This is a genomic window from Streptomyces sp. NBC_00457 (assembly GCF_036014015.1).
In the GTDB taxonomy this organism is placed as follows: domain Bacteria; phylum Actinomycetota; class Actinomycetes; order Streptomycetales; family Streptomycetaceae; genus Streptomyces.
In genome coordinates this window covers 2147092-2172221 of the sequence record NZ_CP107905.1, presented here as the reverse complement: position 1 = coordinate 2172221, position 25130 = coordinate 2147092, and the positions used below count along the sequence as shown (strand labels likewise).

The following is a 25130-nucleotide window of genomic DNA, read 5'->3' as shown; positions in this document are numbered from 1 at the left end:
GGGAGGCTCCGTAGGTTGTCAGGCGGGCGCCGACCAGCCGATGTCGGCGCGGCCGTGTCGGCGGTGGTGGTGCGGCTTCGCGCGGTCGTGGCACTGGTAGCCGAAGCCGTGCTGGAGGTAGTAGCGCGGCTGTTCGTCCAGGCCCTCGACGATGATGGCGCGGTCCGTCACTTCGATGTCCCCGGTCGCGCCGAGTGCGCGCGCCTCGCGGGTGGCCTCGACGGCGTACGGCTTGCGGAACGCGGTGGCGCAGCGGCTGAGTTGGGCCGTCGGGCAGATGTCGCAGAGTTCGCGGATGCCGTAGTGGCCGTTGTAGTCGGCCTCGCCGTGGGCGTACGCGATTCCGCAGCTCGTCTTGCGGAAGAGCGGGCCGTACGGGGCTTCGGCGTCGGTGGGGTTGTGGAAGTGGTCGAGGATTCGCCGCTCCGAGTCCTCCGGCATGATCTTGCGGCGGGCTGTGTCCTCGTACGGGAGGGGGAGGCCGTTGGCCTCGTAGTACGCGGCGATCTCGTCTCGGAAGAACAGGCCGGTGAAGACGGTCGCGTGCGCGTGTTCAGAGAGTTCGCGGGCCTGCTGCAGGTGAGCGTCGGTGTCGTTGAGGCCGGGGACGATCGGTCGCCAGTAGAGGACCGTGCGGTAGCGCTCAGCGTTGGCGTACAGCGTGCGGAGGCTGGCGGCGGCGATCGACGAGTCGACCGGCTCGATGCGTGGGTCGTCGATACCGGAATGAGTGACCAGGACCGTCAACTTGATGTTCCGGAAGCTGTTGAGGACCGCGCAGTCCTCGGCGGCCACGCGCCAGCGGGTGATGACGAGGACGTGGTTGGTCAGGCCCTGGTCGTCGAGGAGGCGGAGCACGTTGAAGGTGTGCGGCTTGACGACCGGGAGCATGGGGTCGGTGGCGCGGTTGAAGAGCTGCAGCGGGGTGCGGTGGGGGCGGAAGTAGCGGTGTCCGGTGAGTGCGGCGACAGCCTCCTTGTCGGTCATCAGGGCGCGGGGCGTCTTCATCTCGAAGTTGTCGAAGAGGTGGCGTACGCAGTAGCCGCAGTCGAGGGGGCAGCCGACGACGTGGTTCAGGGAGAGGCCGGACTTGCGGTACTCGATCACCTCGGTCAGTTCGGGTTTCAGTCCGGCTGCCTGCTCGACGGTGAGCAGGGGCAGCGGGCGGCGGGTGGGTGCGGATGTGGGGATCGACATGACGGCCTCCGTGAAGGCTCAGAGGATTCGGGAAGTTCAGGGGGCGAGCAGGTGGTGGCGCCGGGCGCCGTACCAGGTGCCGAAGTCGCGGCGGGTGGCGGCCGCGTCGTCGGAGGAGTGGATGAGGTTCTCGATGAGTCGGCCCTCGGCACGGGCGGTGACGAGGCTGTCGGTGCCGAGGTCGCCGCGGAGGGTGCCCTTCGCGGCCTGGGCCGGGTCGAAGTGGCCGAGCAGTGCGCGTACGAGGTGCGGCGTTCCGACTGGCCCATGAGCCAGGGCGACGGTGACCTGACGGCCGACGTACATCTCGTGGAGGACGGCCGGAACGTCCACGTCGAACCAGTCCGCGCCGACGAGCAGGTCCCAGTAGTGGACGTGGATCTGCCAGGCGGACACGGTCAGGTCGTGACGGCTGAGTACGGGCACCACCGCCGCGATGCGCTCAAGGACCGTGTCAACGAGGCCGCGCCGCACGCAGTCGGGCTTGAGGACGATCACGCTCCATCGGTCCCAGTCGACACCGGTGAGAACGTCGCCGACCGCTGCGGGACGGCGGCTCACCGGGCCGGTTCGAAGCCGCGCGGCATGCGCGACGGCCAGCGGTGGGCGAGCTGCCAGCGCGGGCCCGCGTCGAGCGAGGCTAGGACGTCCGGTTCTACGGGGTCGGCCGGGCAATGGACGAGCTGCCGCTTCGCCTCGAAGAGCAGCAGGACCTGCTGCCAGTACGGGGGCAGGCTGAGCCCGGCGATGTCCGCGGGCCGGTACTGGACCTGGTTGGTGCGCAGCGCCTCCTCGTGCTTGAGCACGATGGCGATGGTCGCCGCGGTCGTGTCGTCGGGCATCGGCGGGAACGGGAAGCGCGGTGAGGAGGGACGACGGGTGTCCTCCGCCTCTGCCAGGACGCGCTGTACGCGGTCGAAGTCCCGGTCTCCGATGTGCGCCGAGCCGATGTGGTGCGTGTACGTGCCGAGTTTCAGGCCGAGTTGGACGGCCGCGAACTCCTGAATCATGGTGAACGAGAACACGTCGGCAAGCAGTCCGCGGTCGCAGTCGTTGGCCCGCATGTACGTGATCATGTGCAGGCGGCGTTCGCGCACGAGGAGATGAAGCGCGACCGCGCACGACACGTCGGGGTTGTCGGTGACGGCCAACTCGCGCACCTCGAAGATCGGCAGCAGGCCGCGTTTGCTGTCCGCCTCGGTGCGCAGGAGATCCAGGACGTGGTCGAATGGTGAGACGGTGTCGTCGCCGGTGGGGTTGAAGATCCGGGATCCGTACGCGGAGCCGTTGATGGTCGTCCCGTCGCGGGAGTCGGATCCCATGTGCGGCGCGTAGTACGCGATCATGTCGAGGTCGTCGCGGCCTGCCAGGTACCAGAGGGCCTCGGCGAAGTGGAAGATCGGGTTGACCCTGCGTGCGGCCAGGTAGGGCAGCCGCTCGCGCGGGTCGGTGAGTTGGAAGCTGAGGCCGAGGCACTCGCGGGCGGCGTTGCCTCGGGGCGCGTTGCGGTACTGGTGGTTGCGTACGACGTGGCCGAGGACGTCGACGTACGCCTGCTCGAAGCCGGGGTAGACGGGCGGTGCGAGCACGAGGGACCTCCAGTGGTCGACGGGTAGCTCCGGTGCCCGGGCGGAGGGAGCTTCACTTCGCCCGGGCACCGGGTGGGCAGGAAGCCCGAGGAAGAGCCTCGTGACGGCGGGGTGGCGGCGGTACGCCGCGCCTCCGCCGTTTGTCCGCCGTTTCGTGGTGACGAAGGGGCGGAGGGGCGGCGTACCGCCGCCTCATGCGCCCCAAGAGACTGGTCGATCCCAGAGTCATCGACCGGGAGCGTGACGAGACGGTGTATGGATCAGGCACAGATCACGATCACGCCGTAGCGCGCGAACCGGTACGGCGCTGTTGGGTGAACCTCGCCGAGGAGGCCGAACCGCTGCCCCACGCACGCGATCAGGTCCGCCGGACCCTGGATGGCCAGGCGTCGGCCTCGGTTGTCGACGACGCGGTGCTCATCGCCTCCGAGTTGGTGGGCAACGCGGTGCGGCACACCGTCACCGGCCCGGACTGCATCAGCGTCGAGGTCTACCGGGACGTCGCGGTCGTGTCGGTGCACGACGCGGATGCGGACGCCGACAGCGTGCGTCCGCGGAAGGGCGTGTCGTACGAGGAACTGGGCGGCCGGGGGCTCCGGATCGTTGATGAACTGGCGGCCGAGTGGTTCGCCCGGACGACGGCCATTGGGAAAGTGGTCGTCGCGGTCGTCCAGCTGGATGGCCGCGAGGCTAGGTGAGGGGCTGGCTGTGCAGTACGTCCCACTTGTACTGTCGGCCATCGCGGCGGAGTTCGACCAGTTCGACGGTGGCGACGGGGAGCTCGGCGGGCGGCAGGGTCCGAAGCAGGGCGACGGGTTCGACCACCGGGGCGGCGGCCCGCCGGCGGTTGTTGTACGCCAGGCTCAGGTGCGGCCGGAAGACCGCCGTCGGCTTCTTCGGCGTCAGCCCTGCGGTGCGGGCGGCCTCGGTCAGAGCGGCGTGCAGTTGGAGCAGCGGCTGCCAGGGGCCGACGGAGAGACGTACCGCCCCGCGGGACCCGGCCAGCGGGATGGCCCGTATGGAGAAGGGGGCGGGCAGTGTCGGCTCCACCGACCGGACGAGGTTCTCCAGCTGCCCCGCGGTGACCGCGTCGGGAGCCCCGACCCGGGCGAGCGTGATGTGCAGCCCGTCGGTCGGCACCGGGTCGAGGCCGAGCGGCGCGAGGGCCTGCTGGCAGCGCAGGGCGAGCGCGGACAGCTCCTGGTGGCCGGGGAAGGTGAGCATCCAGTAGTACGCCCGGCTGCCGTCGCTCCAGCCGGGACGGGCCCAGTGGTCCACCATCGCGTCCAGCGCGCTGAAGGCCGTCCAGTCGTGCGCCGCGATGACATCCGGGTCGCGCGGGTCGGCCGGGGGCTCGGCGGGGAACGCGGCGGGATCGGCGGTAAGCAAGGGCACCCGCGTACTCCTTTGGAATCACACCGCCCCGGAGTCCCTCGAATCGTTGGAGTCCGAGGTCACGACGACAAGGACAGGACGGCTGGCTGTGAGCTCCAGGCGCGGAACTCGTCGTCATACTCGCCCACCGCCGGGTGCTTCCGCCATGACCTGGCCTGCTCGTACAGCTCTTGGGAGCGCTGCCAGACCGATCTGATCGGCGAATCCCCGCACAGCCGCAGCGCCTCCCGGCCGAGCTCCAACGCGTGGTCGAGGTCGGGGGCGCGCTCGCTGAGCAGAGCAGCAGAGACATCGAGGCGTACGAGCGCGCGGCTCCACGCGGAGTCGGAGTGCTCGACGAGGTCGTCGATCCGGTCGGCGTCGCGCAGCGCGCGGGCAGTGTCGTGGAGCGAGACGTGCGCGGTCACGGCGTTGGCCAGAGTCCGGGCCTGTCCGTACGGCTCGAAGGAGATGCACGAGGTGAGTCCGGGCGGGACGTCGTGCCGGTCGGAGAGAGCGAGGGCCTGGCCGACGGCCTGCTCGGCGGCGCGGCGGTCTCCGGCCTTGGCGAGGGCGCGGGCCCGGCCGTTGACGAGGAGGCGGATGGACTGGGGGCTGCGCGGGGCTCGCTCCACCGCCGCCGCAGCGCACGCGTCGGCGTCCGCGTACCGGCCGGCGTAGTAGAGCCCGAAGGACAGGGTGCCACTGGCCCACAGCTCGGCATCCAGGTCGTTGATCGCGCGGCTGAGGGCCAGGGCCTCCGTGCAGTACGCCTCCGCCAGCGTGAAGTCACCGGTGTTGACAGCCATGTAGCCGAGCAGGCCAGAGGCGCGGGCGGCGAGGCGGAAGAGTTCGTGGCGGGCGCGCGGGGGCTGGCGGCCGTCGAGGAGAGTGTGCGCGAGATGCCGCAGACCTCGCGCCTCGGCGCGCAGTGCGTACGGGCCGGCCTGCTCGTAGCGGTTGGTGATGCTCGCCAGGGAGGAGCCGAGGAAGGCGAGTGTGGCGTCGTCTGCGTTGCTGGCGGTGAGCTGGCGGGCGCGGGCGACGATCTCGAGAGGGTTGTCCCCGGAGTCTTGAGCGAGGTGGGGACCAGGCATCGTAGGGGTGGCGGACAGGTTCGTAGGGCCTTCCCGTAGGCCACCCGGCACGGCGAACAGCTCGGCGACCGGTCTGCCCAACATGTGCTCCAGCACCCGGCAGGCGTCCGGTCGCGGCAGCGTCTGCAGTTCTCCGCCGAGCCAGCGGTCGAACTGCCGGGAGGACACCCGCAGCGAGGCGAGCCGCCGGTCGCCGTCGCGCTCCGCGAGACTGACGGCCGACCGCTCGAACTGCGCCGCGAACGCCTCGTACGTCGTCAGGTGTCGTTGCTGAACTAACTGCCGGAACAACGTCGTCCGGGGCATGGCACACCCTCCTGGTGCGGCGGTCCGGGGCGGGGCGCACCGTCCTGCGGTCGATGGAGGCGCATGTCTGGTTCGGCGGACACGCGTCGTGACCCTAGGCAGAATGCCGCTGGCACAGTGAACTAGGCAATATGTCTGGTGAAGTTGACTCGTATGGGTTGTCGCGCTCGTGCTCGCCGGAGAGACTTCCGCCATGGCCTTGAAGAGGAGCCTGGTCCCGCAGTCCGTGTACCGCCGCCAACTCGCCGCGCGCTTGCGCGAGTTGCGCGACACTGCCGGGCTGACGCTTACGGAAGTCGCCGAGCAGATCGAGATCAACCAGGGATCGTTAAGCCGCATCGAGACCGGCGAGCGCGGCACGACACCGGTCCTCGTCCGGGCGCTGCTCGACTGCTACGGCGTCGACGACCCGGCCCAACGTGCCGACGTACTCGACCTCGTACGGGCGGACAAGGAGCAGCAGAAGCCGTGGTGGCGGAAGTACTCCACGGTGCTGACCGCGACCCGGTATGACGGCTATCTGGCGCTGGAGGCCGGCGCGGTCTCGATGGCCAACTATCAGCCGATGCTCGTCCCCGGCCTGCTCCAGACCGAGGACTACGCGCGTGCCGTCATCTCCCAGATGCGCATGGAGCTCACCGCGCCCGAGTTGGAGTCCTTGGTCAAGGTCCGTATGGAGCGGCAGAGCAGCCGTCTCGGCGTCGAACAACCGGCCAAGCTGTGGGCCATCCTCGACGAGGCGGTATTGCGCCGCACGATCGGCTCGGCGGAGGTCATGCGTGACCAGTTGCGCAAGCTGGTGGAGGCGAGCGAGCAGCCGCACATCACGGTGCAGCTCCTGACGTTCGAGCTCGGCGCGCACCCCGGCCTGTACGGCCCGTTCGTCATCCTGACTTTCTCCGACCCCACGCCGAACCTGGTGTGGCTGGAGAACCCCAAGAACTCCGTGTACCTCGAAGCCACGGACGATGTCGACAACTACACAGAGATCTTCGACCAGTTGAGAGCCTGCGCCCTCGGTCCGTCGGAGACCCGCACCCGAATCACGCGAATCAGCAAGGAGCTCGATCAGTGAGCACGCCCCGCACGACCGTTCCGCTGTACGTCGACTTCGCGCTCGCGCGGTGGCGGAAGAGCTCATACAGCGGGGGTGCGAACGACTGTGTGGAGATCGCAGACCTTGGGTCCCACATGGCTGTGCGCGACTCCAAGGATGTCGGCCTTCGGCCGCTGGTGTTCTCGCGGTCGGCGGTGCGGGCGCTGGTCGGGGGGATCGCGGACGGGGTGATCTGAGGGCAATAGGCTGGTGAAAGGGCAAAGCGCAGGCGGCTGGGCCCTGCGGTCGTCCTCCAGAAGGTTGCTCAGGGCAGCGGAGTCAGAATCCCCCGGCGCTGCAGTTCCCGGATGTGTTCGGCGGCCCTCTGCGGAGCAGTGCCGCCGGTGACGAGCACCCCGGCTTCCAGATTCCTGCGGACTCCGGATTCCGTGAGGTTCGCGCTGCCCACCAGCAGAATGCGGCGATCAGCGACGGCCAGTTTGGCGTGCTGCCGGGCATGCTCGTGCTCGCGTACCGCGGGGGCCCAGTGCCAGAGTCTCAGGCCGGGCACCGAGGCGAATGCCGCGGCCGGCTCGGGTCCGCCGAGCAGTCCGGCCGCGCCTTCCCGGGTCTCGACGACGACATGCACGTCGACGCCGCGTGCGACGGCTTCGCGCAGGGCGGATATGAGCGGAGAGTAGCGGCGGGCCGCGTAGGTCATGGCCAGGAGTTCGGATCGGGCCCCGCCGACGACGTCAGTAAGGACGCGTGCGGTCGCGCGTACCGGCACGCCCGGTGTGGCCGGTCCGCTCCACACCGTGCGCACTTCGGCTTCGTCCCTGCGCCGGGACCACCCTGCCACGAACCCACGAAGGTAGGCGGCGGCCTCGGCCGACGGGACGTGATTGCTCTGGACTGCCTCGTACAGCGCCCGGATCGCATCGCCGACGGCCGGGGCCTGGACCAGGAGCAGTGCATGCTCCAGGCCCCGGCCGCGAGTGAACACCCCCGCCAGGTCCTTGGCCCGGGATGGCCCGAGCAGGACGACGGCCTGCTCTGCCGCCGCCTCGAAGTCCCGGCGGCTCACGGCCGCAGGTTCACCGGTGTCAGCACCTGGTCGGTGTCGTCGCCGAGTGGGACGAGGAAACGGCGGTCCAGGAAGCGGTTGCCGCGTTCGCAGGTCGTCTCGGAGACGAAGAGGCAGACGTGGCAGGCCGCGCCGTGCAGGTAGTCCGCGGGGTCCTTCGGCAGCCGTTCGGCGCACAGCGGGTCGGAGGAGCAGCGGGCCGCGTCCTCCAGGGCCCTGCGCACGATCCGTTCGAAGTGGGTGTCCTCGGTGAGCGAGACGAGGCCGCCCAGGGTGCCCTCGGAGTCGGGGACGGCGGTGTAGATGAGGATGCCGGTACGGGTGTTCTCCTCGTCTCCGGCGTAGATACGTTCGCCGAGGCTCGCCGAGCTGTAGCCGCATTCGAGGGCGATGGTGCGGATCAGCAGGTGGGACAGGGTGTGCAGAGCTATGTAGCGTTCGCCGGGCCAGCCGCGCATGGGGTCGAAGGGGCCCGTGATGCGGTCCGACTTCCGGTTGCTGCGGAACCGGCCGAAGGCTTCCCGGTGCGCCGCCATCTGCGGTGACTTCTGCATCCGGTCCTGCCACTCGGCCATCAGGTCCTCGCGCACCCGCAGGAAGATGCCCTCACCGCGGACCTCGCTGGCCGGCACCCAATTCTGCGAGGTGCGGGAGAGCCGTACGAGGGTGGCGATCTCGTCGGATTCGGGGTCGGGGGCGTCGAGGCGGGTGAATCCGACCAGCGCGCGGGCCTCCCGAAGCCGCTGCACCTGGCGGACGTCCGAGAACAGTCCGTCAAGGGTCGTGGGAACGGTGACGCTCTCCATCGCGAAGTCGTCGGTGGGGTCGGGAACGTGCGGCGCGGCGAGGACGTCCCATTCGGGGCTGAGCAGGTCCGCCGCCACCTCGGTGGCCTGGTTCTGCTGTCCGGTCGCGCCCTGTCTGCGGGCCTCGACGGCGGCGATCAGCGCGTCCGGGTCGTACTCCTCGAGGTAGGTGAACTGCGGCATGGCGGACAGGGCGTCGTAGACGGGACGGGAGGTGACGTTCTGCAGTTCCACCCAGCGTTCCTCGACGAGTTCAGTCAGGTCCTGGTTCCTGCTCGGCGGCAGGGCGAGGGTGCTGAGCGTCATCGGGAACCACTGGTTGGAGGCGCCCGCCACCATCAGGGTGGCCTCGCGGTCGCAGCCGTCACTCTCGAAGGCGGACAGGTGCGGGTGGCGGCCGCGGCAGGCGGGCAGCTCGGCGCGGCCCCGCTCGCCCATCGCATCGCGGATGTTGCGCTTCTCCCCGCAGGCGACGCATTCGAGGGTGACGTTGGCCGCCTGGTTGCCTCCGTGGTCCTTCATCCGCATCAGCGGTCGGGGGCTCTTCGCGCACACGTTGCCACGGTGCACGAACATCGCGTACGGGAACTCGTCGAGGTGTCCGTTCGTGCAGACCAGGGTGAAGCGTGCGGTTACGGCGAGCGGCCTGCCGAACTTGCAGTCGCTGTGGGCGAACTTCGCCTCGTGCGGGGTGCGCGGGTTGTTGTTGAGGAAGGTGAAGGCGTCCGCGTCGATGGGCGCGAGCAGGTTGCACGCGGTGCATCGCAGCCACTGAGGAAAGGGCGTGACGGGGACTCCGATGCCCTGCGCTGCCCAGTCCTTGGGGGCGCCGTCCGCGCCCTCCATCCAGGGGGCGGAGCGCAGCTCGCTGATCTGGGAGCGTCCGTAGAGCTGGAGGGCCCGGTTGACGGCGGTGCGCAGTCGGGGTTCCTCGATGAGGTAGTCGTCCGGGAGGAGCCCTGTGTGGCTCCAGGATTCGAGTCCCTTGACGAGGACGGAGAAGTTGGGCAGGTCGACTAGCGCACCCACGCCAGCCGTGTACATGAGGTGGCTGGGGCGTGCCGCGCCCACCCGCCGGTAGTAGTTGCCGCTCATCGACGTCCCTTTCCTGCCGCCTCGGCGGCGTCCCCGTACTCGTCGGCGTCGACCTGCGCGCCACCGTCGCCACCGTCTCCGCCTTCCCCGCCCGTGCCCTCGGCGTCCTTGCCGGCGGCGGCCCCGAAGTGCCAGGCGGGACCACCGTTGGTGGGCTGGTCCACGAAGTTGCCGCCGCCCGGCAGTAGCAGGTTGAGTTCGTTCTCGGTCTCCCGCATGGACATGGGCACGGTGAGTTCGTCCCAGCGTGAGCCGTCGGCTCGGTGAAGAAGCCCGGTGACCAGGGTGTCCTTCTTCTTCTCCTTGCGGTAGCCCAGGACGCCGCCGCTTTCGCGCCGTTCCTCCCAGCGGTCCTTCAGGGCCTCAATACGTTCGGTCAGATAGTCCTGAGCACGCTGCCCGCCGACACGGTCCGCCCGTTCCAGCAGCCGCTGTTCGACCTGCTGGGCGACTTCACCGTAGAGATCTACGTGCTGGGCATCGGTGTTGCGGGAGTGCTCGTACGCGGCCTGGCGCAACGCCGCGATGTACGTGGGTGCCGTACCCCGGTCGAGTGCTCGACGGGTGAACGGGGTGACCGACAGTGCTTCGACCTGACGGTAGAAGGTCGCGTGGTAGTGCGCGAAGTCCTCGAAGTGCGCCAGGTCTCGCGGGCGGGACCAGTTGTAGAGGGTGACGACCAGTCCGGGGCGGCGCGCGTCTCGGCCGACGCGGGAGGACGCCTGGATGTACTCGGCGGTGTTCTTGGGCTGGCCGACTACGAGCATCAGGCCGAACCGGGAGACGTCGACGCCGACTTGGAGCATGGAAGTGGCCAGTACGACGTCCACCGCCCGCTCCTGCACGGGCGTCATACGGGCCCGCGGCTCGCGCTTGTCCCGCCGGGCCGCCACGTACTCGGCGGCAAAGGCCTTGCGACGCTTCGAAGTGTCCCGTTCCGGTTCGAAGGGGGACTCCAGCCGCTTGAGGGTGGCGCTGATGTCCGCCGAGGAGATGCGGGAGGTCAGTTCCTGGATAGTGAGCATCCCGGACTTGGTGGGAATGCGGTCCGCGATCGTGTCGTGCCCCTTACGGCCGCCGTTGGCGCGGACGCGGGTGGCGATGTCATCGTCGAGGTAGCGGCGCATGCCGGCGAGTTCGCGGGTGGCGTTGAAGTAGCCGACGAGCGTCATGTACGGGTCAGCGGCGGCCCCGTACGTGTCGAACTGCTCCTGTCCGGCGAGCAGCAGGATCTCGGCGACCCGGATCTCGGCGGCTTTCAACCGGGTGCCGTGCGCGCACACGCCGAGGTAACGGCGGCCGGGGTTGTCCCGGGCGAGCTCCACCTGCCGGGAGAAGAAGGTGTCGCCGACATCGAGGACCTGCGGCGGGAAGACGGCGACCTTACGGGCGAAGACGCCACGCACCTGCTCGGCGGCGCGCTTGGTGGTCGCCGTGGACGCGACGATCTTCGGGCCGACCTCGTGTCGTACGCCGCCGCCGTCGGTGTACGACCAGCTGCACAGCTGGTCGATGGCGGCTTCGAAGAGTCCGACGGTGGTGCCGAGCGCGCCGGAGATCAGGTGCAGCTCGTCCTGGATGATCAGGTCCGGGGGCCGCAGCCGGGTGACGGGCTGGGCGGTCACCGCGTCCAGCGTCCCCTTGCGGGTGTGGCGGCTGCGGCAGCCGGTGCGCTCGTCGAGGTCGTCGTGGCGGTAGCCGTGGCGCGGGCACCACTCGGTGACCCGGCCGAACAGCAGCCCGGCGTAGCCGTTCCACGGCAGCTGGGCGAACTTGTCGACGGTGGCGATGACCATGGCGGGTGCGAGGCGGTAGATCTCCTCGTCGACGGTGAGCACGGGGATGCCCTCGTCGGGTGAGCCGAGCCGGGAGAAGGGGCAGCGGTCCTCGCCCTCACCGCGCGGGCAGTACAGCAGCACGCGGCGCCGGTCGGGGTCGTAGTCCATGTTGGAGTGGGCGGTCAGGCCCTGCCCGCACCAGGGGCAGCTGAGGACCTGGATGACCCGCGCGTGCTTGTCGCTGGCGCTCTCTCGGGCCCCCGCGATCTGCTCCTGGGCCTCACCGAACCAGTTGGGCGATACCGAGGTTCCCACCCACAGTCCGATACGGAACGGGGTGGCGCCCCAGCGCCGGTCGCGCGCGTACTCCTCGCGGCGCAGCACTTCGCAGGCGCTGACCAGGGCGGCGGCCCGCTGGAACTGCTGGGCCGTCAGCAGTCGCAGGGTGTAGCGCATGAGGACGGCGACTCCCGCGCTGCCGTCGCGGGCCTCGGCTGCGCTGCCCACGATGCCCTGGAGCCTGCGCAGGGCGAAGGTGTACGCGGCGAGGCCCAGGTAGGCCTCGGTCTTGCCGCCACCGGTGGGGAAGAACAGCAGGTCGACGAGGGCTTCGCGCCCGGTGCCGCGGTGCGGGTGGCCGGGCGCGCTCAGCGAGGCGAGGTTAAGAAGGACGAAGGCGAGCTGGAAGGGCCGCCAGGCGGCCGCTTCCTTGCCCTTCTCGTCCACTTCCTGGTGGGCCCGCCGGTAGGAGGCGGGATCGTCCTCGTGCCCGGCGCGCCGAGCGGCGATGGCGGTGTTGCGCCGCTGGAGGGCCATGGCGCGGTTGGCGAACCGGAACGCTTCGAGCGCGTCGTCGTCGGTGGACAGGACGTCGATGCCGAAGGCGATGCGGTGACACACCTCCTCGGCCTGGTCGATGGCTGCCTCGGCGGCTTTGCGCAGGTCCTCGGGGAGGGTTACCGCCTTCTCGCGCTGTGTTTGGAGCCAGGTGTTGTAGCCGTCTGCGAGCGGAGCCAGGGCGGTACTCAGTTCCGCGCGGCGGCCGGGCACGGCGAGGGCGGCCAGTTCGTCCATACCGAGTTCCAGTCCGGCCAACAGCGGCTGCTCGGCGACCTTGGGAGCGGTGGTGGCCCGCACGTCGTACTCGGGAAGCCAGGTGGTGACCAGCCGGTGGGCCCGCCGCTCATCGTGGCGTACGGCGGCGGTGACGGCGACGTTGCGGCCGACGGCGTAGCGGAGGCTGTCACGGTAGAGCAGCCGCAGCCGCCGCTCCTCCGCCTCCTCTGAGGCGCCAGCGGACCTGGGGTCCAGCGGGTCGTCAATGGGCAGGAAGACGGCCGCCCGGTCGTCAGGAAACGCGGTGACCTCAAGGCCGGTCTGGAACAGCCACTGGGTGTCCCTGCGGTCGGTGGTGCTTTCTGGGAGCCTGTTGACGAGGGCGACCTCCACGACACGCAGGTCCTCGCCCGCCGCCCTGGCCGGGCGTTCACGGACCTGCACGTCGAGGTGGATGCCGTGGCTGTCGTCCCCCTCCAGGACGCGGCGCTGGTCGCCGGCCCGGGTGACCTCGATGTCGATGGGAGTGTGCTTCACGGGCTCGCGGCCCCACACGCGCACCGGATTCGGGCTGGTGTCGATGAGCCTGTCGGTCAGCGAGTACCGCCCCCAGCCGGCGGTGACGCTGAGCGTGCCGATCGACGCCGGAACCACGAAGGACAGCCCCATGGAGGAGGCCCAGATACGGCCGGCGGCCTGCGGCGTGAGTCGCTCGGGCAGTTCGCCGCCCTCGGCGCCCTGCCCGTCGTCGCTGCCGGGTTCGTCGTCGCCGGTCTGCGCGGCGCTGCGGGCCATCTGCCGGGCGTTGTCACCGCCGTCCGGGCGGGGGCCGAGCATGCCCACAAGGTAGCGGTCGCGCGGCCCCGCCGACCGGTGCGGCAGTTCCTCGGTCTCCCCGTCCCAGGGGCCGAGGAGGTCCCGCCGGATGTACTTCACCAGCCCGTCGCGTACGTCGTACGAGTCGCCGGGGCGGAAAGTCTGCGGCACCTCGTTCAGCGGATGCGGCACGCCGGGTACGGCGGGGGGCTGGGACGGCATGGTGATCGGGCCCTTTCTGGCATGACTGAGCCAACTGGGTGAGGCTACCGCGCGCAGTGCGGAGCGACACCGAGTTGAAGCATGACGTTTATTGACTCAGTTCACAACTGATTCAGGGAGGGGCCCTCAGAACAGGGTGTCTCCCCTGGGGAACAGCCCACCGTCGACGGCGTCTCCCCATGCGTCGCCCACGTCCTCGGCCGGCGACTTCCCCCGCTCCCCGACTACCGGCCCGCCCGCCTCCGGCGCGATGAGGACCGCGAGTTCACGCGGGTCGGCCCCGGTCATCGCGTCCAGCGCCCGCAGCGCCTTGCCGCGCATGGCCTCGCGCAGAGCCGGGGGCATGGGCACGCTAACGACCCGCAACACCCGGAACCCGCCGCCCGCGTCCCGCACCAGGAACCCGAGCCGGACCCTCCCGGCCCGCGCCAGCACCAACAACTCGCACATCTCGTGCGGGTCCTCGACGTCGTACCGGAACCGCATGATCAGGTTCTGGGCGTGGGGGTCGCCCGGCGGAAGGCCGACGAGCATGTCGTGCGGATCGTCGAGCGTCCGGTGCCCGATCCGGACCTGCCCGTCATGCTTGAACCTCATGGCGGTGGCCGACTCGATGCCACTTTCGGCGGCATAGAGCCACCAGGGCTGGGACCCGACCGTGCCGGTCCAGCCGAACTGGGCGTTCTCCGAGTACACCTTGGCCACCATCGCCATCCAATCCGGGGCGACAGCCCGAGGGCGCTCGGCCGGCTTCAGCGGGGCGTAGTCCTCCTCGGTGAAGACGGGGGTCGGCAGCGTCCCGGACTCCGGGGCGCACCAGATGTCCGCGTACTGCCGCATATATGCCTCGCAGCGCGCCGCATCCGCCGCACCGAGGGCGAGGTGCGCCCGCTCCAGTGGAGTCAGCCGTTCGGTGTACTCCCCGTCGAGCCATGCCAGGTACGACTTTCCGGTGTCCCGGATGGACCGCAGGACGGCACGCAGGTCGGCCGGGAGTTCACCGCCGCCTTGCTCCAGGTTCCCTGCGGCGACCGCGGTCAGCGCGTCCGCGAGCGCCCGCTCCCGGTGGACCAGGTCGAGATGGGGTACGGCGGCGAGCTCGTCGGCCTTCTCGGAGGCGAACGCCTCGATCTCCTCTGCCAGCGAAGGCCACCGGGTGACGAGCATCCGCGCGTACGCTGCTTCCTGACCCGAGGTGACGGCCTCCAGATGATCGAAGAAGCCGCGCCAGTCGCCGTCCGGCCCCCCGGCGGGCATCAGACCGCGCCGCCAGATGCCGTCGCTGTCCAGCGACCAGCGCTCCCGCAGCTCCTGATGGACGCGCGTCCAGCCCACCTCCTCGGCCCGGATCTCCGCCCAGTGGGTGAGAAGCCCTTCACCGAGCGGCTCCCGCCACCACGAGCGCAGGAGCGGCACGGTCGGCTCACGCAGGGCGGTCCACAGTTCCTCGACCTCTTCCACCCGCTCGGGCGCGCGCACCCCGTGCACTCCCGCCAGGCGCACCAGGTCACCGGCGACGAAGGCGATCTCCTGGCACTCCATGTCCGCCTGCGCCACGCGGGCGAGCACGGTCGCGGAGACGAGATCTCGCGGCCCCAGGTCTTTCGGGACAGCGTCCGCCACGGCGGGCGACAGATCCTCCAGGAGCCATGCGAGCTCTTCCGCGATCTCGTCGAACCAGGCTCTGCGTAAGTTGCGGAACCGGGACATGTCTTCTCCCCCGCTGGTGCCATCGGTCATGGGTTGCGCGCGGATCGCCGCAGCATCGGCTCGGTTGGTGTGCTTTCCAGCAACCCGGCGCGCGAATCCCTACAACTCCCGTGCGTACGCGCAGCGTTGATCGGGACGACTCGAACAGTACAAGGGCCGGAGGAAGCCATGCCGGTCACCATCGAGGATCAGGCGGGAAAGTTCATGACGAGTCCGGGAGAGGACATCGCGGGCTTCCTGGAACGGCAGGTTGGACACGGCCGACTAGCCCCTCCTTTCGCCTGCCGAACACCTTGCATCAGTTGACTCAGTTCACACAATGGTCCAGCCTGGTGCGTAACGCGTCGACCCTGGGGGCCCAACTCCCGTGTGCCGAGGCGGCATTGAGAGTGCACCTCGACACACGATCGAGCGGAGGAAGTTGTGCCGGGCATGGGTGAGGACAAGGATCAGGCGAAGCAGTTTATGGCGGTCCCAGGGCGGGACGTCATCGCGTGGCTGGAACGGCAGGGGTGGACACGGCCGACCGACGAGAACAGCGGCTCGGTGTGGACCGTCCGGGGCGGCAACAAGGACAACCTCTGCTACGTGTGCGACGACTTCGACGGCTACGGCCGCGAAACGTACTGTGCCGAACACGAGGACCCGGTGGCCGCTCTGGTGTACCCCGTGCGGGATCGCCGGGGCGCGGAAGCCACCCTGCACACCATCTGCGCCCAGGAGCGGATGACGGCCGATGAGCTCTTGCACGCCCTCACCCTGCGGGGCTGCCACGAGGCCCACCTGTACTTCACGGGCTCGCTGTTCCGGTACCCGGCCGACATCGAGAGTCTCTGGAGGGCGCTGGCCGACCTCACGGAGATCATGCGGGTCAGCTATGACGCCGCGGGCGCAGACGACGCGAATGGTTCGGCGTACAGCCATGCCTCGCTGGTCGCGCCCGATCACGTGGTGTTCGGCTACGGGTACGGGGACGAAGATGAGGAAGATTCGAAGGATGGTGACGGGGCGTCGGTGCCTGGAAGGCGTTTCCGGGCTCCGGCCCGTAGGGCGGCGGAGAGGCTCCAGAGCACCCTGAGCCTGCTCCATCCGTCGCCACGGGCGACCTCGGTCGTCAGGCGGTACGCCACGGGCGAACTGACGATGGTCGAGGTCGTGGGCCCAGAGGACCTCATGCCTGCGGCGGGCCCGGAACGCGAACTCTGGGACATGCTCGACAACTTCCGGCATGAGCATTCGCCGTTCGAGCACTGGCGTTTCGACTGGGGGCTCGACGGTCATCAGAGCTGACAGGCAAGGCTCCGATCGACCTCCGCCCAGACCGTCTTGACGTACGAATCCTGAGGGCCGCAGCCCCACCGGTCCGCAAAGGCCGCGACGAAGAGCAGACCACGGCCGGTCGTCGCGTCCTGCGATGAGGGCGCGCAGAGTTCGGCGGGGCTTGGTGGGAGCCTGTCCGTCCGGGTGTCGGTGACCTTGATACGGACGGGGGAGGGGTCAGCGTCAGGCACAGCACGAAGTCCCGCCCCGGCGTAACGGTCGTGCGTGAAAGTGTCCAGGGTGGGCGGCAAGTGCACCTCAGAACTTGCCGGCTGGGTTGGACGCCGCTTCGAGGCTCACCTGCACGAGGCCTTCCGCTGTGGCCAGGGCCAGGTCTCCGTCAACGCAGGCGACGTCGTTCACGCAAAGGCCCAGGGGGATCCTCAGCGTCTCGGTTCCCGTCTCGCAGTTCCAGAAGCGGACGGTTCCGTCGTCGTCACCCGTGACCAGCATGGTTTCGCGGCCCGGGATCGGGTACGACTCCACGGCGGTCACGCCTGGATGGGCGAACGGCTCCCCTACGGCCTGGCCGGTCATGAGGTTCCACAACCGCACGACCCCGTCCTCACCACCCGTGGCCAGGAGGGACTGGCCGCCAAAGTCGACGAACGCGGACAGGGCCCGCACTCCACCGGCGTGATCCGTCACCACCTCACCGGCCTTCTCACCGGTGCCCGGATCCCACAACCGCACCACGCCGTCCTCACCACCCGTGGCCAGGAATGACCGCCCACCGAACCCGGCGAACGCTGACAGAGCCCGCACCCCATGGGCGTGATCCGTCACCACCTCACCGGTCATCTCGCCGGTGCCCGGATCCCACAACCGCACGACCCCGTCCTCACCACCCGTGGCGAAGACGAGCCTTTCGTCATCGTCCTGGACGACTCGGACCGTGGTCACCGTGAGGACGTCGCCGTCATGTTCGGTCTCCAGCCCGTCGACCTGCTCGCCCTCGGCCGGGTCGAACACGCGCAGCTTCGCTTCGCCGTCCACGGCGGCGATCAGGGTCTGTTCGTCCTCGCCGCTGAAGGATGTCAGCGTCCGCGTGGTCGTCACGGCGTCGTCGAAGGGCACGCCTGCCGTTCGGCCGTCGTGCGGTGCCCAGATCCGTAGCGTGTGGTCATCACCGCCGGTGGCCAGCAGTGGGTGTGTGCCAGACAGAGGCGGCACCGGCGACACAGTCCTCACCCAGTTCTCGTGGCCTGTCAGAGGCGCTGTCACCGGCTCGCCGCCGACCGGATCCCACAGTCGTACGCTGTTGTCTTCGCCGGCGCTGACGAGCAAGGTCCGTTCACCGGCCTCGGTCTTCTCGACCAGCGTTCCCACCGCGCGGACCGGCTTGCCGTGGCCGGTGAGAGGTGCCCTGGTCTGTCTGCCGGTGTCCGGGTTCCAGATCCGTATCGTCCCGTCCTCACCGCCCGATGACAGCAGCACCTGCCCTTCCCGCCCCTTGAACACCGCGACGGAGAAGACGGCTCCCTCGTGACCGGTGAGGGGATCGGTGGTCTCCTTCCCGGTGGCCGGGTCCCAGATCCGTATCGTGCCGTCGTTGCCCGCGGTGGCCAGGCGCACATGCCTATCTTGGCCGTCCAGGCCAGCGAACGCCGCCACCGAGTAGACGTCGCCGTCGTGGCCGGTCTCCACGAGCCGTTCGGTCTCCTGGTCGGTGTGCAGGTCCAGGTCCATCGCATACTCGTCCAGGCCTCCCACCGCCAGTTCCTTGCCGGTCAGCGGCTCCCAGACGCGTAGCGTCCCGTCTCCGCCTCCCGTGGCCAGCAGCGTTTGCCCCTCGGCGTCTTCGAACGCCGCCACGCAGTGAACCCAGTCGTCGTGGCCGGTCAGTGGCTCCCCCACTGTCTCTCCCCTGACAGGGTCCCAGATGCGTACCGTGCCGTCCGCGCCCCCGGTGGCCAGCAGAGTCCGCCCCCTCGGGCCCGCGAACTCCGCGATCGACTGGACGGCGCCGTCGTGCGGCGTCACCGCGTCCCCCACGGTCTCCCCCCTCACCGGATCCCAAATCAGCACCGCCCCGTCGTCACTGCCCGAAGCCAGGAGCACCCGCTGTGAGGCGTCCGTGAACGCCACAAGGGTCTGTACCGAGCCGGTGTGACCGGTGAGACGCAAGTGGGGTGCATGGCGCTTCAGTTGGCCCCAGGCCACGGACCAGGCCGCATCAGGGTCGGAAGATCTCCTGCCGAAGCGCTGTACGACGGTCTCCGGCGTGCAGCGAAGGCTCGCCAGCTCGCGCAGTCCTCGCCGATCCCGGAGGTCCGCTTTGGTGAGCTGCTCTCGGGCGAACAGGACTCCCGCCACCGCCGGAGGCAGCTGGAATCGACCAAGGGCTCTGAGCATGACGCTGGCGACGACCGCCGAGGGGTTCAGCCGGTCGAGCAGTTGGGGACGGTCCGCCAGGGCTTGCCATCCGTCGGGCCCGGCGAGACCGGCATGGGTGGGCAGGTGTTGCACGACATAGGGGTTGGGGCGCTGCTCCGGCCGCGTACCGGTCGGGGGTGCCGCCAGGTGCTCGGTGATACGGCGGTGCCGGTCGTCGTGCGCGGAGGGCGGAACCGTCCGGGTGAAGTGCTCGGAGAAGGTCCGGTGGGCCAGTCGGTACACGCTCTGCCCGGATTCCGTGTCAAGCAGCAGGTAGGGGGCCGCCGTCCATGTCAATTCTTCGATATCAGCGTCGGTGACCTTCATGTCGGGGCTGTCGGCGAGTGCTGTGGCGACGTCGGCCCACACACCCCCGGTCAGGGGCAGGCCGTGTCCCTGTGCCAGGGCCAGCGCCTCCAGCAGGGCCTGGTTGACAGGAGCCTTCTCGGCCAGCCGGTCGACGGCGCGGGCGAAGAGCCGACGGTGGTCGTCCTCAAGCAGCGGCCCCGGGTCGTCGGCGAGTCCCGGAGTCGCGATGATCTCGTGCACCGCCAGGCGTGCGTAAAGGAACTCCCGCTCAAGGCACCCGAGTGCTTTCGCCAGGTGGTCGATCTGTGCGGGCTCCACCTGGAGTTCACCCCTGCTGCGCGCTACCTCCAGGCGTCGCTGGATGTAGCTGGTCATGGCCTCCTCGTCACGGTCAACGTGAACGACCTTCCGGTTCCGCTCCCGGCCGACGCCCAGAGCGTCAGTGAGGTCCCGGTCCGCCGGCTTCGGCAGGTCGGGGCCTTCGAGTGTGGAGCCGCGCGTGCCGACGACGACCCGAACACCGGGGAGATCCGCCAGAGGGCTCAGTATCCGCTCGGCGATCGTCAGAGGCAGGCGGGCCTCGTCGAGTGCGTCCGCCAGGACGGTGAAAGCGGGATCGTCGGCCTCAGGAACCTGTTCCGCAACGGGGTCGTCCGTCCTGCGGAACTGCTGGATCAGCCACGTGCACTGTTCGGCGATCGGCCCCTCGGGAGGGGTGGGGAACCCGGCCGCCGCGGCGACCCGCAGCACAACCTCCCTGGGTGTCGCCCCAGTCAGGTGGAGGACCAGATCGAAGGCTTCATAGGGGCGGGGGCTGCCAAGGGGAAGGGGGTCGAGCTGCCGGTGGCGGATGAGGATGTCGGAGAGCTCACGCCGGGAGTGCACCAGGACATGCCCGAGCAAGGCGGACTTTCCCGATCCTGCCGCTCCGGTGACAACGAGCATGCCCGGTGCGGCACGGTCGAGCCAGCAGAGGATCTCATGACGTTCCTCGACGCGCCCCTGGAAGTACCAGGTCTGCTCGCCGAGTTCGGCACCACTGGCCTTGGGGACGAAGTGACGCCGTTCGTCGTCGGTCAGGGACGCGATGACGGCATCGATCTCGGCGACCACATCCAGCGGTGCCTGAGTATGCGCCGCGATGGTCGACCGCGTGCGCCGCAGCACGGCACGCCCTGTATCCGTCTTCGGCGTGACAGGGCAACCTTGGAGGTTGCGGTTCAGTTCCGTGGCGAGGTCGTGCAGGTCGATGGTCTGCTGTGCACGGAAGGTCACCGTGAGGACGGTGGTCAGCGCTCTGCGGAACGCACCGAGCGTGGTACTCCCGTCCTTGGACGTCGCCACCAGCAGAAAGTTGTGGACGTCCCCATCCCGGTAGGCGTCCCCGGTCAGCAGTTCGACGAAGCGCCCGGAGGTGCAGGCGTCGATGATGACGATGGCCCAGCCGGCGCCGTTCCTGCCCTGCCTGGCCTTGAGGTGCCGCAGCAGAGTGGGTGGGTCGATGCCGTCTGGGGCGACAAGCTTGGGACTGTGGGCGTGTGCCAGCAACGAGGTGGGCCCTCCGTCACTGAAGCCGTGACCGACCCAGTAGAGGACGGTGTCGCCGATGTCTCGGGGAGCGGACCACGTCGTCAGGCGCGTGGTGACGGCTTCGACCCCGCGGTCCTCGGGGGAAACCGGCCAGGGTTCGGTCTGGGAACCGAACGGCTTCAGCAACGCCTCGATGCCTTCGATCTCGGGATCCGTCTCCAGCCCGGGGAGGTGGAGATAGACACCGATGCCGATGGGGAAGAACTGCAGAGGTCTTCCGTCAGTGCTGTCGGAGATGGTCATGACGCACTGCGCTCAGTCGTCGTCGGAGTCGAGCGCCAGGACAAGTTGGGTGACGGGGGCGTTGCCGCCGGTATCGGCCCTGACCCGGTAGAGGCCCGGCCCGGGAAGGGTGATCGAGGCACCGATCTCACCGTCGTGCCAGCCGAGCCGACCGGTGGCAACACGCAGGCCGGTCTCAGCGTCCTGCACAGTGCAGGTGATCCCGGCATACGTGTCCAGGACGGAACCCGGTCCGGGCCTCAGGCGCAGCAGCCAGGGCCGACCCGCCTCAACGCAGTCCGGGACGTCCAGACCGATGTCCCCTTCACCCAACGCGGGGCCGAGGTCCTGATCGTGCTCGGTGAGCACCGCACGGACATAGGCGATGGCGACGCTGTCCTTTGCCAGTGCACCGTGCTGCAGCGGGAGTGGGGTCACGCCCATGGTCGGGCCGAAGGAAGCGGCGTCCCGGTAGACCGTGCCGTCCCCGGCCCGGTCCCTGCGAAGCGGGATGCCGTTGCGGTCACGGGCCAGGTCCCCGTCACCGTTGCGCTCGAACGAGAGGTACTGCTCGTGCACCACACCACTGTCGAGACGCAGACTCTGCACGGTCGGCTGCGCGACGCCGACGACAGCGCGGTGCCCCGGCAGCGCAGGTCCCTTCTCCCGCAGGTGCTGCTGGAACTCCTGCGCCTCGCGGGCGAGTTCGGCATCTCCTCCCAGGGCTGCCACGTCGGCCGGGGTGAGCCGGTGGACATCGAGACCCGCGTCGACGCAGCGGTAGTCCGGCAGCAGGTCGTGTACACCGGGCAGTGTCGCGCACAGGGCCTGCATTCGGCGCCGCAGCCGGGCGGGCAGCCGGCCGGAGTGGTCACCATTGAGGATGACGGCCGCCATGACCGAACCCAGGAACGGGGTGCCGAGGGTGACCACGGCCCTGGTCTCGGGGGTCAGGTCGCTGCCCTGGGAGGCGGCGTGGGCGAAGGCGGCCTGGGTGACCAGTCCGCCCATGGAATGGGCGACGAACACCAGACGGGCCTCACGCTCATCCGGATGCGAGAGACGTGCCCGAGCATGCTCCTCGCTGGAGCGCCACTGCGCCAGGTGTTCGTGAGCGGCTTCTGCCAGCCGCGCTCCGTTGACAGAGACGGGGAGTCTCCAGTCGTACGGGAACTCGAGTACAGCCCTGGGACGGGTGACCGAACGGACGGCGTCAAGAAGATCGTCGTAGTATTCGAGGCCCTTCAGGAACGGCGCCCAAACCGGAGCGCGTAGCAATTCAGTGGCTTCGATCCGGCCGTACCGGCCGGATCGTTCGTCGTCGTCCAGGTGCAGCGGGTGCATCCCGTCCTCGTGGCGCCAGGCCGCGCCCACCCACCGAAGATCACGCAGCCCCCACACCAACCGCCCGGTCGTGGTGTCGCGCAGAGCGCTGCCCATGATCCCCGGCACCACGATCACCGCATCATGCGTGGCATCCCGGATCACGGGCGGTGCCGGCGTCCAGGGCGCCACGCCTGCGCCAAACGACACGTCGGTTTGCTCGGTCCCCCCATACGTCATGCGGGAACGATATCCGGCATGTCTCGCACTGAGGGCGAGAAAGCCGGGGACTGTGGTCGTGGCGACACCAAGGCGTGTTACCCAATGTCGAGCTCATGGACGGTAGTTACCCTTGCGGGAAGGCCGCATCGAAACTGTCAGCGGCGACTGGGTGCCCGATCGACCTCGGCCCACAGCGTGTTGGTGCAGGGGTTCCGCGATCCCATGACCCACCGGTCGGCGAGGGCTTCGACGAGGAGCAGGCCGCGCCCCGCCTCCGGCACTGGCAGTTCGGGCAGTTTCCCGGGTGCCAGCGGGAGCCTGTCCGGCCGGGTGTCGGTAACCTCGACGCGCACCGACTCCGGCGCCAGTGTCAGGCGCAGCGCGAAGTCCTGTCCGGGCGACCGTCCGTGCGTGACGGCGTTGGCGGCGACGGCCGCCACGGCGGACGCCGTACGGCCGCCTCGGGGAATCCCCAGTCGCCGAGCTGCTGCACGACGAGCAGCCGGGCGAGCCGGGCCCCTCGCCGGGTCGAAGTGAGCTGCTCGCGGAACGACAGGGCCGGCAGCCTGGGCTGGGGCTGGGGTGTGCACGCTGAGGCACGAGACTTGAAATCTTCCGGCTCACGCCCCCCGTCCCGCCACCATCCGCCCTGGGCATGAGGCTGGGTGTCAGCATCGACAGAGGATTAACCGTGCACCCTGCAAGATGCAGTTGTGCGGGATCAGGCGATGCGGGCGCGACACTGTTGACAGCCTGTCACCCCTCGCTTACCATCGCGGCTCTTGCGGTTGGGGTCTGCGCCCGGCAACAACCCAACCACCTTGTGGATTTGATCGTCGGCCACTGCCGCATACCCTGCGGTCGTCGCCGGTGAAGCATGCCTCATCAGGCGCTGGGTGAGCAGGAGGTCGCGGCCGGAGGCGCGATAGACGGCCGTCCCGAAGCGGTGCCTCAGCTGGTGGTAGCGCATACGGATGCCCTCCTTGGCCGCGATGGCAGCGACCGTGCGCGATACGCGCTCAGGGGTGACTCCGCCCCACAGACGGCCCTCGGCCGTGAGGTCCAGCTTTTGAGTAACAACAGGAGGGACCGGGACGACATCGATACGTCCGCCTTTACCTTGCACCCTCAGGACTACCTCGCCATCCTGGAGGACCGATATGTCCTCACGTCTGAGCTTGGCTGTCTCATGCGCTCGCAGACCACAGAAGGCCCCCAGAAGCACCCACGCGCGATGATGGCCGCGCGCGACTGAAGTAATGCGGGACAGGTCCCCCTCCGGCAGAGGGTTCGGCGTTGAACGCGGTGCCGGCGGCTTTCGAATACCGGTGACAAGGTCTACGCCTCTCCATCTACCAAAAGCCTGCAGGTGATTGAGATAAGTCCGCCGGGACCACGGCTTGAGCGAGCGCGCCGCGAAGTAGGCCATCACATGACCGACGGTCAAGTCCTCAACTCGAACGAGGGCCGCCTTGGCGATGGCGCGAATACAGCGGGCTCTGGCACGGATGGTGTTGATCGAGTATCCGTCCACATGCTGTGCAGCAATGAAGGCATCGAGGACCATGAGGGGAACGTGTGCACTATCAGAGCAGCCAAACCGGGATCACCCTCACATGGCCATAAAACATTCAACAATGTCTTAAAATGAGATATTTCAGCACCGACTGGTATCCAATGCCGGACAGTCCTTCCAAGGATCGATCATCCTGGGCAAGGGATTCATCCTGTCGCCCCAGCAAGCCGAGGAACTCATCCACCGGGATCCACGCAACCGCGACGTCCTCTTCCGCTACCTCAACGGCGAAGACCTCAACTCCCGTCCGGACTGCTCGGCCAGCCGTTGGGTGATCAACTTCCACGACTGGCCCGAGGAACAGGCACGCGAGTATCCCGACGTCTTCGCCATCGTGGAACGCAACGTGAAACCCGAGCGGATGAAGAACAACCGCAAGGTACGCCGAGAACGGTGGTGGCAGTTCGCAGAGCGCGCCCCAAGGCTCTACGCATCCATCGCCGGGCTGGAACGCATTTTGGTGGTAGCACGCGTGAGCAAGACGGGGCTACCAGTCTTCGTGCCCACTGGTCAGGTCACGAGCGAACAGACTGTAGTGTTCGCCTCCGACCGCCTTGAGGACCTTACTTGGCTCAACAGCGGCATCCACTACACGTGGGCAATCGCACGGGGGTCTAGCCTCAAGGGAGACCTCCGCTACACTCCGTCGGATATCTACGAGACATTGCCCCAGCCATCGCGCACCACCGCCATGGTCACCACGGGCGCCGAACTCGATCGGATCAGGCGCTCAATCATGAGTCAGCGTAAGGTTGGCCTGACTAGGCTGTACAACCTCGTCCACGACCCAAGCGTGATCGACGGAGACATTCAGGCTCTGCGCGCCGCACATGTAGAGGTCGACCACGCCGTGGTGGATGCCTACAGCTGGCAAGACCTGAACCTGTACCACGGCTTCACAACGACTCGACAAGGAATGCGGTTCAGCCTGTCGCAGGTGATCCAGACCGAAGTCATCGATCGCCTACTCGAACTGAACTACGCCCAGCACACAGGGAAAGCTGACTCCGTTCTCTTTTGAAG

Annotated in this window: 17 protein-coding genes and 1 pseudogene; 5 read left to right on the top strand and 13 right to left on the bottom strand. The window is 68.8% G+C overall.

Features of this window, described 5'->3' with window-relative positions; genetic code table 11:
• Positions 1 to 18: 18 nt before the first annotated feature.
• Genes OG828_RS09960 through OG828_RS09950 form a run of 3 tightly spaced genes read right to left on the bottom strand, consistent with a single transcriptional unit; the run spans position 19 to position 2786 of the window.
• Entirely contained in the window at positions 19 to 1197 is a 1179-nt protein-coding gene (locus OG828_RS09960; RefSeq protein WP_328500873.1) for a radical SAM protein, read from the bottom strand.
• A 36-nt stretch (positions 1198 to 1233) separates the two neighbouring features.
• Entirely contained in the window at positions 1234 to 1758 is a 525-nt protein-coding gene (locus OG828_RS09955; RefSeq protein WP_328500872.1) for a nucleoside-diphosphate kinase, read from the bottom strand.
• Positions 1755 to 2786 carry a thymidylate synthase gene (locus OG828_RS09950; RefSeq protein WP_328500871.1) on the bottom strand — a complete coding sequence of 344 codons (1032 nt, stop codon included), beginning with the start codon at positions 2784 to 2786 and terminating at the stop codon, positions 1755 to 1757. Before OG828_RS09950 ends, OG828_RS09955 begins: the two co-directional genes overlap by 4 nt.
• A gap of 194 nt (positions 2787 to 2980) precedes the next feature.
• On the opposite strand from OG828_RS09950, the gene OG828_RS09945 reads away from it, so the two are divergent.
• Positions 2981 to 3484: an ATP-binding protein gene (locus OG828_RS09945; protein ID WP_328500870.1), complete on the top strand. Its 504-nt coding sequence runs from the start codon at positions 2981 to 2983 to the stop codon at positions 3482 to 3484.
• Here OG828_RS09945 and OG828_RS09940 read toward each other — a convergent pair.
• Positions 3477 to 4181, bottom strand: a complete 705-nt coding sequence (locus OG828_RS09940; protein WP_328500869.1) for a 2'-5' RNA ligase family protein — start codon at positions 4179 to 4181, stop codon at positions 3477 to 3479. The two genes, OG828_RS09945 and OG828_RS09940, sit on opposite strands and share 8 nt — an antisense overlap.
• 59 nt (positions 4182 to 4240) lie before the next feature.
• Positions 4241 to 5563 carry a hypothetical protein gene (locus OG828_RS09935; protein ID WP_328500868.1) on the bottom strand — a complete coding sequence of 441 codons (1323 nt, stop codon included), beginning with the start codon at positions 5561 to 5563 and terminating at the stop codon, positions 4241 to 4243.
• Between the two features lie 193 nt (positions 5564 to 5756).
• Here OG828_RS09935 and OG828_RS09930 point away from each other — a divergent pair, with 193 nt between their 5' ends.
• Positions 5757 to 6638, top strand: coding sequence for a helix-turn-helix domain-containing protein (locus OG828_RS09930; protein WP_328500867.1), 882 nt, complete (start codon positions 5757 to 5759; stop codon positions 6636 to 6638).
• Positions 6635 to 6856, top strand: coding sequence for a DUF397 domain-containing protein (locus OG828_RS09925; RefSeq protein ID WP_328500866.1), 222 nt, complete (start codon positions 6635 to 6637; stop codon positions 6854 to 6856). Before OG828_RS09930 ends, OG828_RS09925 begins: the two co-directional genes overlap by 4 nt.
• Positions 6857 to 6924: 68 nt before the next feature.
• Here OG828_RS09925 and drmC read toward each other — a convergent pair whose 3' ends face one another.
• From drmC to OG828_RS09905, 4 genes are all read right to left on the bottom strand, one after another.
• Positions 6925 to 7686, bottom strand: coding sequence for a DISARM system phospholipase D-like protein DrmC (drmC, locus tag OG828_RS09920; RefSeq protein WP_328500865.1), 762 nt, complete (start codon positions 7684 to 7686; stop codon positions 6925 to 6927).
• Complete coding sequence (locus tag OG828_RS09915; RefSeq protein ID WP_328500864.1) at positions 7683 to 9587, bottom strand: DUF1998 domain-containing protein; 1905 nt, start codon at positions 9585 to 9587, stop codon at positions 7683 to 7685. Before OG828_RS09915 ends, drmC begins: the two co-directional genes overlap by 4 nt.
• Positions 9584 to 13459 (bottom strand): DISARM system helicase DrmA, encoded by a 3876-nt coding sequence (drmA, locus tag OG828_RS09910; protein WP_328500863.1) that lies wholly within the window; start codon positions 13457 to 13459, stop codon positions 9584 to 9586. Before drmA ends, OG828_RS09915 begins: the two co-directional genes overlap by 4 nt.
• A gap of 126 nt (positions 13460 to 13585) precedes the next feature.
• On the bottom strand, positions 13586 to 15169 hold the full coding sequence (locus tag OG828_RS09905; protein ID WP_328500862.1) for a hypothetical protein: 1584 nt from the start codon (positions 15167 to 15169) through the stop codon (positions 13586 to 13588).
• 432 nt (positions 15170 to 15601) lie between these two features.
• On the opposite strand from OG828_RS09905, the gene OG828_RS09900 reads away from it, so the two are divergent.
• Positions 15602 to 16459, top strand: coding sequence for a hypothetical protein (locus tag OG828_RS09900; protein ID WP_328500861.1), 858 nt, complete (start codon positions 15602 to 15604; stop codon positions 16457 to 16459).
• Between the two features lie 288 nt (positions 16460 to 16747).
• Here OG828_RS09900 and OG828_RS09895 read toward each other — a convergent pair whose 3' ends face one another.
• From OG828_RS09895 to OG828_RS09880, 4 genes and pseudogenes are all read right to left on the bottom strand, one after another.
• Positions 16748 to 21007, bottom strand: a complete 4260-nt coding sequence (locus OG828_RS09895; RefSeq protein WP_328500860.1) for a hypothetical protein — start codon at positions 21005 to 21007, stop codon at positions 16748 to 16750.
• A gap of 12 nt (positions 21008 to 21019) precedes the next feature.
• Complete coding sequence (locus tag OG828_RS09890; RefSeq protein WP_328500859.1) at positions 21020 to 22519, bottom strand: lipase/acyltransferase domain-containing protein; 1500 nt, start codon at positions 22517 to 22519, stop codon at positions 21020 to 21022.
• 167 nt (positions 22520 to 22686) lie between these two features.
• A pseudogene (locus OG828_RS09885) lies at positions 22687 to 23096 on the bottom strand (ATP-binding protein).
• Between the two features lie 156 nt (positions 23097 to 23252).
• On the bottom strand, positions 23253 to 24098 hold the full coding sequence (locus OG828_RS09880) for a tyrosine-type recombinase/integrase (protein ID WP_328500857.1): 846 nt from the start codon (positions 24096 to 24098) through the stop codon (positions 23253 to 23255).
• An 85-nt stretch (positions 24099 to 24183) separates the two neighbouring features.
• Here OG828_RS09880 and OG828_RS09875 point away from each other — a divergent pair, with 85 nt between their 5' ends.
• The gene (locus tag OG828_RS09875; RefSeq protein WP_328504835.1) at positions 24184 to 25128 is read left to right on the top strand and encodes a type IIL restriction-modification enzyme MmeI; all 945 of its coding nucleotides are present in this window, start codon (positions 24184 to 24186) and stop codon (positions 25126 to 25128) included.
• The last annotated feature ends 2 nt before the right edge of the window (positions 25129 to 25130 follow it).